This is a genomic window from Chromobacterium alkanivorans, assembly GCF_016937655.1.
Classification (GTDB): domain Bacteria; phylum Pseudomonadota; class Gammaproteobacteria; order Burkholderiales; family Chromobacteriaceae; genus Chromobacterium; species Chromobacterium alkanivorans.
In genome coordinates this window covers 678310-693448 of sequence record NZ_JAFHKL010000001.1, presented here as the reverse complement: position 1 = coordinate 693448, position 15139 = coordinate 678310, and the positions used below count along the sequence as shown (strand labels likewise).

General features: G+C 65.1%; 13 protein-coding genes. 6 read left to right on the top strand and 7 right to left on the bottom strand.

Annotated features, from left to right (window positions below; genetic code table 11):
- Positions 1–102: 102 nt before the first annotated feature.
- A complete protein-coding gene (locus JW897_RS03250; protein ID WP_048414355.1) occupies positions 103–1335 on the bottom strand; it encodes a pyridoxal phosphate-dependent aminotransferase in 1233 nt (410 codons plus the stop codon).
- A 249-nt stretch (positions 1336–1584) separates the two neighbouring features.
- Here JW897_RS03250 and JW897_RS03245 point away from each other — a divergent pair, with 249 nt between their 5' ends.
- Positions 1585–1953, top strand: a complete 369-nt coding sequence (locus tag JW897_RS03245; protein WP_048414253.1) for an Mth938-like domain-containing protein — start codon at positions 1585–1587, stop codon at positions 1951–1953.
- A gap of 1 nt (position 1954) precedes the next feature.
- On the opposite strand, the gene JW897_RS03240 is transcribed toward JW897_RS03245, so the two are convergent.
- From JW897_RS03240 to JW897_RS03230, 3 genes are all read right to left on the bottom strand, one after another.
- Complete coding sequence (locus JW897_RS03240; protein ID WP_240352046.1) at positions 1955–3277, bottom strand: MFS transporter; 1323 nt, start codon at positions 3275–3277, stop codon at positions 1955–1957.
- Between the two features lie 117 nt (positions 3278–3394).
- Positions 3395–4711, bottom strand: a complete 1317-nt coding sequence (locus JW897_RS03235; protein ID WP_048414251.1) for an NAD(P)/FAD-dependent oxidoreductase — start codon at positions 4709–4711, stop codon at positions 3395–3397.
- Positions 4712–5019: 308 nt separating this feature from the next.
- Positions 5020–5694, bottom strand: a complete 675-nt coding sequence (locus JW897_RS03230) for a pseudouridine synthase (RefSeq protein ID WP_048414250.1) — start codon at positions 5692–5694, stop codon at positions 5020–5022.
- A gap of 197 nt (positions 5695–5891) precedes the next feature.
- Between JW897_RS03230 and JW897_RS03225 the strand changes: the two genes are divergently transcribed.
- On the top strand, positions 5892–6599 hold the full coding sequence (locus tag JW897_RS03225) for an alanyl-tRNA editing protein (protein WP_205465141.1): 708 nt from the start codon (positions 5892–5894) through the stop codon (positions 6597–6599).
- Here JW897_RS03225 and JW897_RS03220 read toward each other — a convergent pair.
- Positions 6596–7507 carry a LysR family transcriptional regulator gene (locus tag JW897_RS03220; RefSeq protein WP_048414248.1) on the bottom strand — a complete coding sequence of 304 codons (912 nt, stop codon included), beginning with the start codon at positions 7505–7507 and terminating at the stop codon, positions 6596–6598. The genes JW897_RS03225 and JW897_RS03220 overlap by 4 nt on opposite strands.
- A 153-nt stretch (positions 7508–7660) precedes the next feature.
- On the opposite strand from JW897_RS03220, the gene lysA reads away from it, so the two are divergent.
- Positions 7661–8899 (top strand): diaminopimelate decarboxylase, encoded by a 1239-nt coding sequence (lysA, locus tag JW897_RS03215; protein ID WP_205465140.1) that lies wholly within the window; start codon positions 7661–7663, stop codon positions 8897–8899.
- A 7-nt stretch (positions 8900–8906) separates the two neighbouring features.
- On the opposite strand, the gene JW897_RS03210 is transcribed toward lysA, so the two are convergent.
- Both JW897_RS03210 and JW897_RS03205 read right to left on the bottom strand, forming a co-directional pair.
- Positions 8907–9203, bottom strand: a complete 297-nt coding sequence (locus JW897_RS03210) for a hypothetical protein (RefSeq protein ID WP_156187841.1) — start codon at positions 9201–9203, stop codon at positions 8907–8909.
- Positions 9204–9450: 247 nt separating this feature from the next.
- Positions 9451–9744 carry a BON domain-containing protein gene (locus JW897_RS03205; RefSeq protein ID WP_048414245.1) on the bottom strand — a complete coding sequence of 98 codons (294 nt, stop codon included), beginning with the start codon at positions 9742–9744 and terminating at the stop codon, positions 9451–9453.
- Between the two features lie 249 nt (positions 9745–9993).
- On the opposite strand from JW897_RS03205, the gene mltA reads away from it, so the two are divergent.
- From mltA to JW897_RS03190, 3 genes are all read left to right on the top strand, one after another.
- Positions 9994–11223, top strand: a complete 1230-nt coding sequence (mltA, locus tag JW897_RS03200) for a murein transglycosylase A (RefSeq protein WP_205465139.1) — start codon at positions 9994–9996, stop codon at positions 11221–11223.
- A 469-nt stretch (positions 11224–11692) separates the two neighbouring features.
- On the top strand, positions 11693–13159 hold the full coding sequence (locus tag JW897_RS03195; RefSeq protein ID WP_053077349.1) for an amino acid permease: 1467 nt from the start codon (positions 11693–11695) through the stop codon (positions 13157–13159).
- A gap of 38 nt (positions 13160–13197) precedes the next feature.
- Positions 13198–15132: a pyridoxal phosphate-dependent decarboxylase family protein gene (locus JW897_RS03190; RefSeq protein ID WP_048414243.1), complete on the top strand. Its 1935-nt coding sequence runs from the start codon at positions 13198–13200 to the stop codon at positions 15130–15132.
- Positions 15133–15139: the final 7 nt, after the last annotated feature.

Below are 15139 nucleotides of genomic sequence, written 5' to 3'. Positions count from 1 at the left end.
TCCCAAGTTTTCCTTGTCAACGGACCGTATCCGCTGACAAGGAAGACCTGATGGCAAGACGGGGGCCGTCGCCCCCGTCCGCCGTCTCAAACCGCCCTGGCGTCAGACTTCGCCGCCGTGGCGCTTGCGGTAATTTTCCAGGAAACGCGCGATGCGGCCGATGGCCTCCACCAAATCATCCGAGTTGGGAAGGAATACCACGCGGAAGTGATCGGGCGCAATCCAGTTAAACCCTGAGCCCTGCACCAGCAACACCTTTTCCTCCTGCAGCAGCTCCAGAATGAATTGCTGGTCGTCGCCTATCGGGTAAACCTTGGGGTCCAGCTTGGGGAACAGGTAGAGCGCGCCCTGCGGCTTGACGCAGCTGACGCCCGGAATGTCGGTCAGCAGCTTGTGCGCCAGGTCGCGCTGGCGCGCGAGGCGGCCGCCCGGCGCCACCAGGTCGTCTATGCTCTGGTAGCCGCCCAAGGCGGTCTGGATCGCGAACTGCGCCGGCACGTTGGCGCACAAGCGCATCGAGGCCAGCATGTTCAGGCCTTCGATATAGTCCTTGGCGTGTTTCTTCTCGCCGGACAGGATCATCCAGCCGGCGCGGTAGCCGCAGGCGCGGTAGTTCTTGGACAGGCCGTTGAAGGTGACCACGAACAGATCCGGCGCCAGGGAGGCGATCGAGGTGTGCTTGACCTCGTCGTACAGCACCTTGTCGTAGATTTCGTCTGCGTAGATGATCAGCTGGTGCTGGCGCGCCACTTCCACGATCTGCTTGAGCAGCGCCGGCGGGTAGACCGCGCCGGTGGGATTGTTGGGATTGATCACCACGATGGCGCGGGTGGAGGGGGTGATCTTGGCGCGGATGTCGTCGATGCTGGGGAACCAGCCCTGCTCTTCATCGCACAGATAGTGCACCGCCTTGCCGCCGGCCAGGCTGACGCCGGCGGTCCACAGCGGGTAGTCCGGCGCCGGCACCAGCACTTCGTCGCCGTTGTCCAGCAGAGCCTGCATCGCCATCACGATCAGCTCGGACACGCCGTTGCCGACGATGATGTCGTCCATGCCCACATTGGGCAGCTGTTTTTGCTGGGCGTAGTGCATGATCGCCTTGCGCGCGGCGAACAGGCCCTTGGAATCGGAGTAGCCGGAGGCGGACGGCAGGTTGACGATCACGTCCTCGATGATTTCGTCCGGCGCGAAGAAACCGAACGGCGCCGGGTTGCCGATGTTCAGCTTGATGATGCGATGGCCTTCGTCTTCCATCTTCTTGGCGTGCTCTAGCACCGGACCGCGGATGTCGTAACAAACGTTGGCGAGTTTTTGCGATTTATGGACTGGCTGCATGACGACAATGGTTTCCGTGGCTTGCCGCCCGCCGGAGACGGCGGTCTTGCCCTGGCGGCGCGGTTTGTGTTCTTTCATCTGATCTCTTTGGATGTCCCCGCTGAAGCGATGACCACGTTGACGTTGTGGCGGCAATCAGCGGCGGGGTCGAGTTATAATCCTATCCCAATCTCTGATGCACTGCAGCAGCTTAATTCGCGCCCGGAAAAGGCCGTCCGCCGCAGCGCTCGCAATCGGGAATTCACTCATATGAAAATGCAGCAATCGCTGGGGCAAGGCCGCAACTTGTTCACCGGCTATGGCGACGGCCATGTTCTGATCAACGCCCAGCGCCACGAAGGCAATCTGATCGTCTCCGCGGACAGCGTGGCGCCCTGGCCGGTGGCCGCTTTCGAGGATTTGCAGGAAAGCCATTTCAGCGCGCTGCTGGCGCTGCGGCCGGAAGTAGTGCTGTTCGGCACCGGCAAGAGTCTGCGCTTCTGCCACCCGCGCCTGTCCGCCGCGCTGGCCAACGCCGGCATCGGCGTGGAAACCATGGACACCCAGGCCGCCTGCCGCACCTTCAACATCCTGCTGGCGGAAGACCGCCGCGTCGTCGCCGCGCTGCTGGCGATCTGACTCAGCCGGCGGCCGTCCGCGCCGCCTGCGGGCAGCTCCACACCAGGCAGGCGGCCAGCAAGGCCGGCGCCGCCGCCAGCAGGAACAGGCTGGCCAGGCTCCAGTCCTGGCGCAGCAACTCCCCGCCCAGCCACGGCCCCAACACCGAGCCCGCCCTGCCGACGCCCAGGCTCCAGCCCACGCCGGTGGCGCGCAAGGAGGTGGGATAGGCGTTGGCCGCCAGGGCGTTGATCGCCGGCTGGCCGCCCACCACGCAAAAACCGGCGGCGAACAAGAGGCCGAACAGGCCGGCCTGCTGCGCGCCCAACTGGCCCAGCATGGCCACGGCCGCCGCCGCCAGCGCGAAGCTCGGCAGCATCACCCGCAAGAAACCCAGCCGGTCTATCCAGACACCCAGCAGCAAGGTGCCGGCCACGCCGCCCAGTTGCAGCGCGGCGCCGGCGAGGATGGCGCTCCGCGTGTCCAGCCCGGCGTCCCGCGCCAAGGCCGGCATCCAGTTGGACAGGAAATAGAGCAGGAGCAGGTTCAGAAAGCTGAGCGCCCACAAGGTCAGCGTCAGCCGCGCGCGGCCGGCCTGAAACAAGTGCGGCAACGACGCGGCGGCGACGGGTTCGCGCAGCGTCAGGCTGGACGCCGCCGTCCCGCTCATCGCCGGGTCCATGCGCCGCAGCCAGGCCAGCGCCTGTTCGCGCCGCTGCCGCGACAACAGAAACTGCAAGGACTCCGGCAATTGCCGCCACATCCACAACGCCAGCAGCAGCGGCGCGACGCCGCCGACCGCGAACACCGCGCGCCAGCCGTGGGCGGGCACCAGCCAGGCCGCCAGCAAGCCGCCCAACAGCGCGCCGACGGTGAAGCCGCAGGAAATCAGCATCATCATGCTGACCCGGCGCCGGCGCGGGCTGTACTCGCCGGCCAGCGCCATCGCGTTCGGCATGATGCCGCCCAATCCCAAGCCGGTCAGGAAGCGCAGCCACAGCAACTGCTCCAGCGTGGCGGCGAAGGCGGTGGCCAGCATGCCCAGGCCGAACCACAAGGTGCACAGCAGCAGCAAGACCCGGCGGCCGAAGCGGTCCGCCAGCGGGCTGAACAGCAGAGCGCCCAGCAGCAAGCCCAGCAAACCGGCGCTGAACACCGGCCCCAAGGCCGGCTTGGCCATGCCCCAGTCCGCCAGCAGCGCCGGCGCGACATAGGCCATGGCCTGCACGTCGAACCCGTCCAGAATCATCAGCAAGCCGCAGATCAGCAGCAGCCGGCGCTGAAACCCGCCCAGCGGCCGCTGATCCAGCCAGGCGTCGATCTCCAGACCTGAAGCTTGCGCCATTTCCGCCCCCGAATATGCAAATGGCAAACAAGATGTCCGCAAACCGCCGCCCGGTCAAGCCGCGCCCGCAAAAAAGCCCACCGCGCGGGTGGGCTTGGCGCGTCGGCTTGGGCCGGCTCAGTGCAGCTTCAAGGACGGCCGCGCGGCGCGGCGCAGCTTGTCGCCGACATAGAGCAGAGTGGCCAGCACCCAGCCGTGCACCGCCGCCTGGTGCATGCGGTACAGCGAGCTGTAGATCAGCTTGGCGCCGAGGCCCTCCACATAGTAGTCGCGCTTGGGCCCCACCACCGCCGCCAGGCTGCCCACCGCGCTGTGCTTGCCCAGCGACACCAGCATGCCCTGCGGTTTGAAGACGAAGGGCTTGCCCTGACGGCCGGCCACGCGCCGGCTCAATTCGTCCGCCAGCCAACGCGCCTGCTGGTGGGCCACCTGGGCGGTGGCCGACAGATTGCGGCCGCTGTCGCCGTCCGGCGCCTCGGCGCAATCGCCCAGCGCATAAACGCAAGCGGCGCCCTGGCAGCGCAGCCACTTGTCCACCTGCAGCTGGTTGATGCGGTTGGTCTGCAAGCCTCCCAGGCCGGCCAGCCAGGTCGGCGCCTTGACGCCGGCGGCCCAGACGGTGATGTCGGCCGCCACCTTGTCGCCGCCCTGCAGCTCCACGCCGTCGGCGCGCACCGCCGCCACCCGGCTGCCGGTCAGCACTTTGATGTTGCGCGCGGCCAATTGCTCCTGGGCGTAGGCGGACAAGGACGGCGGCGCGGCGGCCAGGATGCGGTCCGCGCCTTCGATCACGCTGATTTCCACCCGCTCCGGCTGCAGGCGCGCGCCGTAGTGGTGCAGTTCGCACAGGGTGTGGTTCAGCTCCGCCGCCAGTTCGACGCCGGTGGCGCCGCCGCCGACGATGGCGATGCCGAGCTTGGCCAGCGGCTGCTGGCCGCTGCTGCAGCGGAAGGCCAGCTCCAGCACCCGGTGGCGCAGCTTCTCCGCGTCGTTGGGCGTGTTCAGGAACATCGCGTGCTCGCCGACGCCGGGCGTGCCGAAGTCGTTCGCCTCCGCGCCCACCGCCAGCACCAGCCAGTCGTAGGGCACTTCGCGCGGCGGGCTCAGCCGCTCGCCGCCGGCGTCGAGCACTTCGGCAAGCTGGATGCAGCGCCGCTCGGTGTCCAGCGACTGCATATAGCCGAACTCGAACTCGTAGCCGTTGCGATAACCGTGGGCGAAGTAATTGACCTCGTCCTCGCCGGTGTTGAGCGCGCCGGTGGCCACCTCGTGCAGCAGCGGTTTCCAGATGTGGGTGGGCGAGCCGTCTACCAACACGACGCGGGCCTTGTGCTGCGCGCCCAAGGTGCGTCCCAGTCGGGTGGCGAGCTCCAGGCCGCCGGCGCCGCCGCCGACGACGACGATGCTGGGCAATGCGGAATTGCGACTTAACATGACAAGATCCTTACAAGGCAGAAATCACTAAACAAGCGTCCTGGCGGCAACACGCTTGTTTAGGGAGTTCTTGCTTCAGATCAAGGAAGGAGTATGCACAGGCTGGCAGGGCAAGCCAAGATTTCGCAGCAGAAAAAACCGCCGGCATGGCTGAATGGCCGGGACGGCGGGCGGGGAAGACCACGGCGGCGGCCGTCCGAATGCGACACCGCCCCGGCTTCGATAGCGAAGCCGGGGCGGTGTCGACGCGGCGGAACCCTTGGGATTCCGCGGTCAAGCCGCGCTGGAGGAAAACATGGAACAAGCGCTCAAAACGGCGCCTTGGCGACGAACTCCATTTCCTCGCGCGTGATAGGGTGGCGCAGGGTCAAGCGCTCCGCGTGCAGCAACAAGCGCTCCGCTTTCGCCAGCACCTCCTCCGGCGCGTAGATGTCGTCGCCCAGAATGGGATGGCCCAGATGCAACATATGCATGCGCAGCTGATGGGCGCGGCCGGTCAAGGGCTCCAGCTCCACCCGGCTGGTCTGGCGCAAGCCGTCCCGCAGCACCACCCGGTAATGGGTGATGGCCTGCTTGCCGTGTTCGAAATCCACCTTCTGACGCGGACGGTTGGGCCAGTCTATGATCAGCGGCAGATCCACGGTGCCGCTGTTCTGTTCGACGATGCCGTCCACCACCGCCAGATAGCGTTTGTCCACCTTGCGGTCCATGAAGGCGATCGACAGCTCGCGCTGCATGCTGGCGCCGCGCCCCATCACCACCAGGCCGGACGTCGCCATATCCAGCCTGTGCACGGTCAGCGCGTCCGGATAGGCCCGCTGCGCGCGGCTGATCAGGCAATCCGCCTTGTCCTCGCCGCGTCCCGGCACCGACAGCAAGCCGGAGGGCTTGTTCAGCACCAACAAGGCCTCGTCGGCGTAGATCACGTCTAGGCCGGTGTCCGGCGGCGGATTGTAATGTTCCAGATTATGGCGAATGGTCATGAGGGCACAGGGAAAAGAAAGCGGAAAAAGGCGGCGATTATCTGCGCTAAACGCTGCTGCGACAAGCTGTTGCCATGACTTTTCCCCGGCGCTGTCTCTTGAAATACACAGCCGGCGACAGCATTCTCAAAGTCATCGCCCCCGGCGGCGACAAACGCCGCCGGCCTTCCCAGCATAGCCCGAAAAGGAATCACCGCATGGCAGAGCGCTTTTACATCGATCCCTATCAAACCCGTCTGGAAACCCGCGTGGCGCGGCACGACGACGCCGGCCTGGTGCTGGAGGACACGCTGTGCTACCCGCTGGGCGGCGGCCAGCCCGGCGACAGCGCCGCGCTGAGCTGGGACGGCGGCGGCTGTGCAGTCAGCGATACCCGGCGCGATCGCGAAACGCGCGCCATCGTCCACCTGCTGCCCGCCGACGCGCCGCGGCTCGCCGCCGGCACGCCGGTCACCCTGGAACTGGACTGGGAACGCCGCCATCGCCACATGCGCATTCACACCTGTCTGCATTTGTTGTCGGTGGTGATCAAGGCCGGCGTCACCGGCGGCAATCTGAGCGCGGAATCCGGCCGCCTGGATTTCGACCTGCCCGAGGGCATGGAGCTGGACCGCGAACACATCGAAAGCGAGCTGAACCGGCTGGTGGCGGAAGACCGCGCGGTGCGCGTCGAAATGAGCAGCGGCGAGGCGCTGCAGCGGCAGCCGGAGCTGATCAAGACCATGTCGGTGACGCCGCCGCTGCATCTGCCGGAAATCCGGCTGATCCATATCGAGGGCGTCGATCTGCAGCCCTGCGGCGGCACCCATGTGCGCAGCACCGGCGAGATCGGTCCGGTCGTGGTGAAGAAGATTGAAAGCAAGGGCACGCGCAACAAGCGGGTGGTGGTGGCGCTGCGCGACTAAGCTCCGGCCAAGCGCCGGCCGATCGCGGCCAGTTCGGCCTTCAGGCTGTCGACAAAGCGCTCCAGCAACGGCGAGGCCGGTCGGTGCAGCGGCCTCACCAGATTGACCGCGAACGGGATGGAGACGCCGAAGCGCCGCGTCGCCAGCCCATGGTCGGCGTAATCCAGCGCGGTCAGCGGATTGACCACGGCCACGCCTATCCCCTGCCGCACCATCGCGCACACCGAGGCGGCGCTATGCGTCTCCACCACCATGCGCCGCCGAATCCCCCGCTCGGCGAACACTTGGTCCAGCTGTTGCCGATAGCTGTCGGTCGCCGCCAGGCTGATGAAGGCCTCGCCCTCGAAATCCTCGGGCGCCAGCACCGCCTTGCCCAATAGACGGTGCCCTTCCGGCAACACGCACAGTTCGTCCGCCAGCAGCAGAGGCTCCACCCTCGTCCCGGCCGGCGCGTGCGCGCTCTCGCTCAAGCCCAGGTCATGGCGCTGCGCCGCCAGCCACTCTTCCAGCAACGGCGATTCCTGCGGCGCGATGTTCAGGCTGATGCCCGGCGCTTGCGACAGAAAATGCCGGCACACCGCCGGCAGCAGCGATTGCGCGAACACCGGCAAGCAGGCGATCGACAATTGCCCTTGCTCGAACTGGCGAATCGCCGCCGCGCTGCTGACGATGCGCTCCAGGCCCTGATAGCTGCGCTGCACCTCCTCGAACAACTGCAAGCCTTGCGCGCTTGGCCGCAGTCGGCCGCGGCTGCGTTCGAACAAGCGCATGCCCAGCAATTGTTCGCAGCGCGCCAGTTCGCGGCTGACCGTGGGCTGCGAAGTGCGCAGCAAGGCGGCCGCCTCGGTGACGCTGCCGGTGGTCATCACCGCGCGAAACACTTCGATATGGCGCAGACTGATTTCCATCCCGTCTTCCCTTCCCGATGGGCGGCGCGCCAGCCGCCTCTGCCTTGGCAATCCATATCATAAATGAAAGAGCTGTCGATAATTTGATATTTTATTTTTGCCGCGACGCGCGCCATGATGCTTCTGTCTGCCACCCCTAGCCATCGCCACGCCATGAAATGCTTTGACGCCCGCCAACTGACCGGACTCGCCCGCCAATACGGCAGCCCGCTCTGGGTTTACCACGCCGACACCATCCGCCAGCGCATCGCCGAGCTGAAGCGCTTCGACGTGATCCGCTACGCGCAAAAAGCCAACTCCAACATCCACATCCTCGGCTTGATGCGGGAACAAGGCGTCAAGGTGGACGCGGTGTCTCTGGGCGAAATCGAACGCGCGCTGGCCGCCGGCTACCAGGCCGACTCCGCCGAACCCTCCGACATCGTCTTTACCGCCGACGTGCTGGACCGCGCCACGCTGGAGCGGGTGGCGGCCGCGGGCATCGCGGTCAACGCCGGCTCCATCGACATGCTGCGCCAGCTGGGCGCGGCTTCTCCCGGCCATCGCGTCTGGCTGCGCGTCAATCCCGGCTTCGGCCACGGCCATAGCCAGAAAACCAATACCGGCGGCGAGAACAGCAAGCACGGCATCTGGCATGAGCAGGTTTCCGACGCGCTGGCGGTGATCCGCCAGTTCGGCCTGCGCCTGGTCGGCCTGCACATGCACATCGGTTCGGGCGTCGATTACGGCCATCTGCAACAGGTTTGCGGCGCCATGGTCAAGCTGGCGACCGAGCTGGGCCACGACATCGAGGCGATCTCCGCCGGCGGCGGCCTGTCCATTCCCTACCGCGACGGCGACGCGCGCATCGACACCGCGCATTACTTCGAGCTATGGGACGAGGCGCGGCGGCGGATCGCCGCGCATCTGGGACATCCGGTGCGGCTGGAAATCGAACCCGGCCGCTTCCTGGTGGCGGAGTCCGGCGCCCTGATCTCCGAGGTCAGAGCGGTCAAAACCATGGGCAGCCGGCGTTTCGTGTTGGTGGACGCGGGGTTCAACGATTTGATGCGCCCGGCCATGTACGGCAGTCATCACGACATCACCGTCCTGAGCGCGGACGGCGCGGAAAAATCCGGCGAGCGCGCGCCCTGCGTGGTGGCAGGGCCCTTGTGCGAGTCGGGAGACGTCTTCACTCAACAGGAAGGCGGCGTGGTGGAAAGCCGTCCGCTGCCGGACGCTCAGGTAGGGGATCTGCTGGTGTTTCACGACGCCGGCGCTTACGGCGCCACCATGTCGTCGAACTACAATAGCCGGCCGCTGCTGGCCGAGGCCCTGATCGACGGCGCGTCCAGCCGCCTGATCCGTCGTCGCCAGACCATGGCGGAATTGCTGGAGCTGGAACGCGTCTAGGCCTGGCTCAGCTGAGCTCCAAATCGGCCAGCGTTTGCTGGAAGGCCTGGTAGATGTCCTGATAACTGGCGTAGCCGTCGAACACGCCCACCACCTGGGGCGATTGCAGGCCGCGCGCCAGCAACTGCTGGCCGCGGCGCGAATGCGGGCTCAAGGCGCGCAAGCGCTGACTGCGCTCGTCCCAATACACCAGCTTGGCCTCATCCGCGCCCTCCAGCCGTGAAATCAGTTTGTCCACCTGCTCCGCCGGTTGCAGCATCATGCGGTGGGAAAGCCTCTTGCCGAGTGCGGATGCGTATTCCATGAGTCGTGTCCGGTGCTTCGCAGTGGAGCGGCGAGCGATCCATGCTGCGGATTGGAAAACCTTGCCGGCTCATGCCTTCGGAACGGCCCTCAGCCGGCAACTCCTCGCATTTTTCTCAATTAGGGAATACGCCACAATCGGATTAATCTTAAATTCCTGGCGAAAACGCTTGCGGTGAAAATGACGAAAGGGCGCCGCAGCGCCCTTCCATGTCGCCGGCCCAGCCGACGTGCAAAACCATTCCCGCCTAGTTTTTCTGCACCATATTGTTGATGACGAACTTCACGCCCGGCACTTTTTCGGCAATCTGTCCCGCTTTGAACATTTGCTGGTCGTCGGTCATGCCGCCCTCAATCGTCACCTCGCTCTTTTTGCTGCTCACCTTCAAGCCCAGCGCCTGCAGTTCGGCGTCGCCGTTCAAGGCCTGCTGCACGCTGGCGGCCAGTTCCTCATCGGTCGGCGGGGTCTGCTCGGCGTACGCCGGCAGGCCGGCGGACAACAAGGTGGTCAACAACAAGGCGCGGATGCAAAAACGTTTCATCAGATTCTCCAGTGATATGGCCTGCATGCGCTCAAGCCCAAGCTTCAGCGCGAATGTTTTACCGCATACTAGCGAGGAAACTTTTCAATTTTGTTGCCGGTCCATGACAACGTGCATGAGCGTTCCGCCCGTTGGCGCCGCCGCAACAAGCGCCGCGGCCGTCATCGCCCCGTCATGCGCGTCCCAGCGTAGAATCAGACCGACTCGCAGCGCGTCGCTGCCCTAGCCCCGTTTCAGAGAACCTACCGCATGTTTAGAAAATGGCTGTTATTACTGCTCGTCGTCGGCCTGGCCGCCTGCTCCACCTCCAGTCCGCCCGGCAAGCCGGGCGGCGCGGCGCGGGAAAGCGGCGCGCCGACCTCGCTGCCAGCCTGGAGCCAGCAAGAACTGGGCGACACCCTCGTCGCGTTGAAGCAAAGCTGCAAGGCCATTGCCAGAAAACCCGGCTGGACCGAAGTGTGCCGGCAGGCCGACGGCATCTCCGCCGACAACGCGCAGGCGGTGCGCCAGTTCTTCGAAAACCGTTTCGCCGCCTGGAAGGTCAACGACGGCGGCCGCGACAGCGGCCTGATCACCGGTTATTACGAGCCGCTGCTCAGCGGCAGCCGGACGCGCAGCGAACGCACCCCCTGGCCGGTATACGGCATCCCGGCGGACTTCTACAGCGTGGACGTCCCGGCCTCCGCCCGCGGCAAATCCAGCCTGACGGCGCGCCGCAGCGGCCCCAACCGGCTGACGCTGAGCGCGGCCGGCGACATTGAACTCCGTCCCGCCGACTTTCCCGCCGACAATCGCGGCACGCGGCTGAAAGGCAGGCTGGACGGCAAACGCCTGCTGCCTTATTACACCCGCGCCGAAATCAATCAGGGCAAGGGCGTGGCCAACGCGCCCATTCTGGCCTGGGTCGAAGATCCGGTGGAATTGTTCTTCCTGCAGGTGCAAGGCTCGGGCCGCATCCAGCTGGACGACGGCAGCTTCATCCACATCGGCTACGCCGAGCAAAACGGCTACGGCTACCAGTCGATAGGCAAGTGGCTGGTGGACAAGGGCGAGCTGACCATGGGCGACGCGTCGATGCAGGGCATCAAGGATTGGCTGGCGCGCAACCCGCAACGCCGGCAGGAATTATTTGCGGTGAATCCCAGCTATGTGTTCTTCAAAACCCTGCCCGGCGACAACGGCGGGCCGATGGGGGCGCTGGGCGTGCCGCTGACCGGCGGCTACAGCATCGCGGTAGATCCGCGCTACATCCCGCTGGGCGCGCCGGTCTATCTGGTCACCACCTGGCCCCACTCCACCCAGCCGCTGACGCGGCTGGTGCACGCCCAGGACACCGGCAGCGCGATCAAGGGCGCGGTGCGCGCCGACTTCTTCTGGGGCTACGGCACCGAAGCCGGCATGTACGCCGGCAGGATGAAGCAGCAAGGCAATCTGTGGATGCTGCTGCCCAAAGGCATGAACCCGTCCCAGGCCCTGTAAACCTTTAGCCTCTGCGGCGGCGCGCCTGCTCGCGCCGTCGCCGCCTTCCCCCCTCTCCCTAGCCATCCCCTCGCGCCATGCTCCGCCTCACCGGGCGTGAGCGGCGCCGCGTTGTCCATCGCGTTCGATCCCGCCGGGCCGGACACGTCCTTCCTGCGCCCGCGCCTTCCGCCTTTTATGCCGCCGCCCCCGGCCCCGCACCCGCTCGCGAGAGCATGAACGCCTGCCAAGCACGCCGTCCCCCCTGCTCCGGCCCGCGTCCGCCTTGACGGCGCCGCAGCGGCCAAATGCCCGGAAAGCCTTTTCCGGCAAGGCTTTGCCGTACTCTCCAAATAATTCCATTTGAATTATCGATTATTGAATTTTCCTAATATTGACTTTCATCAAACACCAAACATCACGAAATAAATAAGATTTTCGAAATTTTATGTTTGAACGTTTTTATTATTTTGTTCGATGGAGATGAAAAATGACGACAATAGATAAGGCGCCCCCCAAGATCAGCGTCTTCGCCTTCGTCATGATCACCGCCGCCGTGGTCGTCAGCGTCCGCACGCTGCCGATGACGGCGCAACCGGGGATGATGACGATTTTCCTGACCTTGGCGGCCGCGCTGCTGTTCCTGGTGCCCACCGCGCTGGTATCGGCCGAACTGGCCACCGCCTGGCCGCAGGACGGCGGCCTGTTCATCTGGGTGCGCGAGGCCTTCGGCGAGCGCATGGGCTTCGTCGCCGTCTGGATGCAGTGGATACAGATGGTGTTCGGCATGACCTCCATCATCATGATCATCGCCGCCACCTTCGCCTATGTGTTCGACCCGGCGCTCGCCAGCAACAAGCTCTACATGCTGGCGATGATTCTGGGCATCTGGTGGGCCTGCACCCTGGTGAACATGCGCGGGGTGAAAACCCTGGGCTGGGTGTCCACCATCTGCGTGAGCCTGGGCGTGTTCCTGCCCGGCGTGGTGCTGATCGGCTGCGGCATCGCCTATCTGGCCGGCGGCCACCCGATCATGACCGACGTGTCCTGGAGCTGGAACAACCTGGTGCCCAGCTTTAGCGACAGCGGCACGCTCGGCCTGTTCATCGGCTTCATCTTCGTGGTGATGGGCATGGAAGTGTCCGCGTCCAACGTGTCCTCCATCAAGGATGCGCGCCGCAATTATCCGATCGCCATCATCCTGGTGTCGGTGATCATGGTGTTGCTGTCGGTAATCGGCTCCGCCGCGATCTTCATCGCCATCCCCAAGGAAAAAATCTCGATGACCGCCGGCCTGATGCAGGCCTTCGAGCTCTATTTCAATCAATGGGGCATGGGCTGGCTGGCGCCGGTCATGGGCCTGTGCATCGGCCTGGGCCTGGTGGGGCAGGTGAACTCCTGGGTGCTGGGCCCGGTGCGCGGCCTGCAGGCCACCGCCGACTCCGGCGCCTTGCCCAAATTCCTGCAGACCACCAACCGCCACGGCGTGCCGGTGACTCTGGTGCTGATCCAGGCGGCGGCCATCACCGTCGTCGGCGTGCTGATCACCGTGATGCCGAACGTGGACAACTTCTACTTCATGCTGATGGGTCTGACCGGCCTGGTTTATCTGGTGGCCTATCTGTTCATGTTCTCCGCCGCCATCTACCTGCGCTACAAGCGCCCGGACGTGGAACGCAGCTTCCGCGTTCCCGGCGGCAAGGCGGGCATGTGGATCTGCTCCGGCCTGGGCATCGCCATCTCGCTGCTGGCCGGCTACTTGGGCTTCATCCCGCCTGGCAGCTTCCATGGCTCCGCCCATGACTACCTGCAATTCCAGCTCATCGGCCTCGCCGTCATGCTGGTGATTCCCTTCCTGGTGTACGCCTACGGCCAAAAAGCCAAGCACGCCCGCTCCGCCGGCGTCGCGCCGCGCACCTCTCCCGCCAGCAAAGCTCGTCCCGCCGAAGGCAAATGAGCCGCTTACGCATCCGTCAATCACAAGGTTAACCCGTTATGAACACTCCCAATTCCTCCCCGCTTAATGTCGATGCCCTGTTCATCGGCCCCAAATCCGAAAACCGCGTGTTCTTCAAGGAAATGATGGAATACGCCGTGTCCGAACACCTGCACTGGCGCGCGGACTTCCACCCGGAAGACCCGGCGCTGGTCACCCCGGTGGAGCAACACGCCGGCGATTTCCGCCAGACCCTGTACCGCACCGAAGGCATCCTGCGCCAGCTGTCCTCCAAGCTGAAGAACACCTCGGTGCCCTGGTTCTCGCCGCGCTACCTCGGCCACATGAATGCGGACACGCTGATGGTGTCCAATCTGGCCTACGTGATGACCATGATGTACAACCCGAACAACTGCGCGCACGAAGCCTCGCCCACCACCACCGAACTGGAAGTGGAAGCCGGCCTCGACCTGTGCCGGATGTTCGGCTACGACCCCAAGCGCAGCTGGGGCCACATCACCTCCGGCGGCACCGTGGCCAACTACGAAGGCATGTGGGTGGCGCGCAATCTGAAAACCATGCCGCTGGCCATCGCCCAGCATGAAAAAGCCCGCGACCTGGTGGCCGGCAAGAGCGAGAAGGAACTGCTGAACCTGTCGCCCAGCGCGGTGCTGGACCTGACCGACGAATTGAAAAAGCGCGGCCTGTTCGAAGAAGTGCGCGCGATGTCCTGCCGCGGCGTCGGCATCAAGCAAGGTTCGCTGGGCAAGATCCTGGTGCCGCAATCCAAGCACTATTCGTGGATGAAGGCGATGGACGTGCTGGGCATCGGCCAGGAACACATCGTGCCGCTGCCGGTGGACGAGAACTACCGCACCGACGTGGCCAAGATGCGCGAGATCACTTTCCGCCTGATCGAGGAAGGCCACCCCATCCTGGCCATGGTGTCGGTGGTGGGCACCACCGAGGAAGGCTCGATCGACCATGTCGACGAGGTGATCAAGCTGCGCGCCGAATGCGAACGGAAGTACGGCGCCTCTTTCTACGTGCACGTTGACGCGGCCTACGGCGGCTATGTCCGCGCGATGTTCCTCGACGAAGACAACCGCTTCATGGACTACGACGCGCTGCTGGCCCGCTACCGCGCCGAAGACATCATCCCGGCCGGCGTGACCTGGCCCAAGCGCGACGTCTACGAAGGCTTCAAGGCGATGGCGGAAGCGGACTCCATCACCGTGGACCCGCACAAGGTGGGCTACATCCAGTACGCGGCCGGCGCCGTGTGCATGAAGGACAAGCGCATCGTCGACCTGATCTCCTACCACGCGGCCTATGTGTTCGAAGAAGTGGACGAGGCCGAAGGCGCCGACACCAAGGTGGTGCTGGGCTCCTCCATCATGGAAGGCTCCAAGGCCGGCGCCACCGCCGCCGCGGTCTGGGCGGCCCACCGCCTGGTGCCGCTGAACATCGGCGGCTACGGCAAGGTGATCGGCCGCGGCATCGTCACCGCCGACTGGTTCGCCCAGCGCCTGGCCGACGCCAAGCCCTTGACCGTCGGCCGCCGCAAGTTCGAAGTGCGGCCCATCATGCATCCGGACTTCCACATGGTGAACTTCACCTTCAAGGAAATCGGCAACGACAGCCTGGAAGACCACAACCGGCTGAACAAGAAGATGTACGAGATCTGCTCCTACGCTTCCGGCCGCACCTACACCAACGACTTCCTGACCTCCTCCACCTCGCTGTCGGTGGAAGAGTACGGCGACACCCCGTGGCACTACGTGGCCAGCCGCGGCTTCAGCCGCGCCGAATGGGACAAGGTGGAAAGCGTCTACATCCTGCGCGCCGCGGTGATGACCCACTTCCTGCGCAAGGCCGAGGACTTCGACGCCTACTGGGAACAGCTGCGCGAAGTCTTCGCCGCCAAGCTGGCCCAGATCGTGGACATGGAGGACAAGGCCGGCTCCGACGCCGACGCCTTGATCGCCGCCTGAGCCACCT

What these genes read in the sequence shown, in the direction of transcription:
- JW897_RS03235 (WP_048414251.1), bottom strand. Translation starts at nt 4,711, where the DNA reads ATGTTAAGTCGCAATTCCGCATTGCCCAGCATCGTCGTCGTCGGCGGC.
- JW897_RS03190 (WP_048414243.1), top strand. Translation starts at nt 13,198, where the DNA reads ATGAACACTCCCAATTCCTCCCCGCTTAATGTCGATGCCCTGTTCATC.
- JW897_RS03195 (WP_053077349.1), top strand. Translation starts at nt 11,693, where the DNA reads ATGACGACAATAGATAAGGCGCCCCCCAAGATCAGCGTCTTCGCCTTC.
- JW897_RS03245 (WP_048414253.1), top strand. Translation starts at nt 1,585, where the DNA reads ATGAAAATGCAGCAATCGCTGGGGCAAGGCCGCAACTTGTTCACCGGC.
- JW897_RS03250 (WP_048414355.1), bottom strand. Translation starts at nt 1,335, where the DNA reads ATGCAGCCAGTCCATAAATCGCAAAAACTCGCCAACGTTTGTTACGAC.
- JW897_RS03210 (WP_156187841.1), bottom strand. Translation starts at nt 9,203, where the DNA reads ATGGAATACGCATCCGCACTCGGCAAGAGGCTTTCCCACCGCATGATG.
- mltA (WP_205465139.1), top strand. Translation starts at nt 9,994, where the DNA reads ATGTTTAGAAAATGGCTGTTATTACTGCTCGTCGTCGGCCTGGCCGCC.
- JW897_RS03240 (WP_240352046.1), bottom strand. Translation starts at nt 3,277, where the DNA reads ATGGCGCAAGCTTCAGGTCTGGAGATCGACGCCTGGCTGGATCAGCGG.
- lysA (WP_205465140.1), top strand. Translation starts at nt 7,661, where the DNA reads ATGAAATGCTTTGACGCCCGCCAACTGACCGGACTCGCCCGCCAATAC.
- JW897_RS03205 (WP_048414245.1), bottom strand. Translation starts at nt 9,744, where the DNA reads ATGAAACGTTTTTGCATCCGCGCCTTGTTGTTGACCACCTTGTTGTCC.
- JW897_RS03220 (WP_048414248.1), bottom strand. Translation starts at nt 7,507, where the DNA reads ATGGAAATCAGTCTGCGCCATATCGAAGTGTTTCGCGCGGTGATGACC.
- JW897_RS03230 (WP_048414250.1), bottom strand. Translation starts at nt 5,694, where the DNA reads ATGACCATTCGCCATAATCTGGAACATTACAATCCGCCGCCGGACACC.
- JW897_RS03225 (WP_205465141.1), top strand. Translation starts at nt 5,892, where the DNA reads ATGGCAGAGCGCTTTTACATCGATCCCTATCAAACCCGTCTGGAAACC.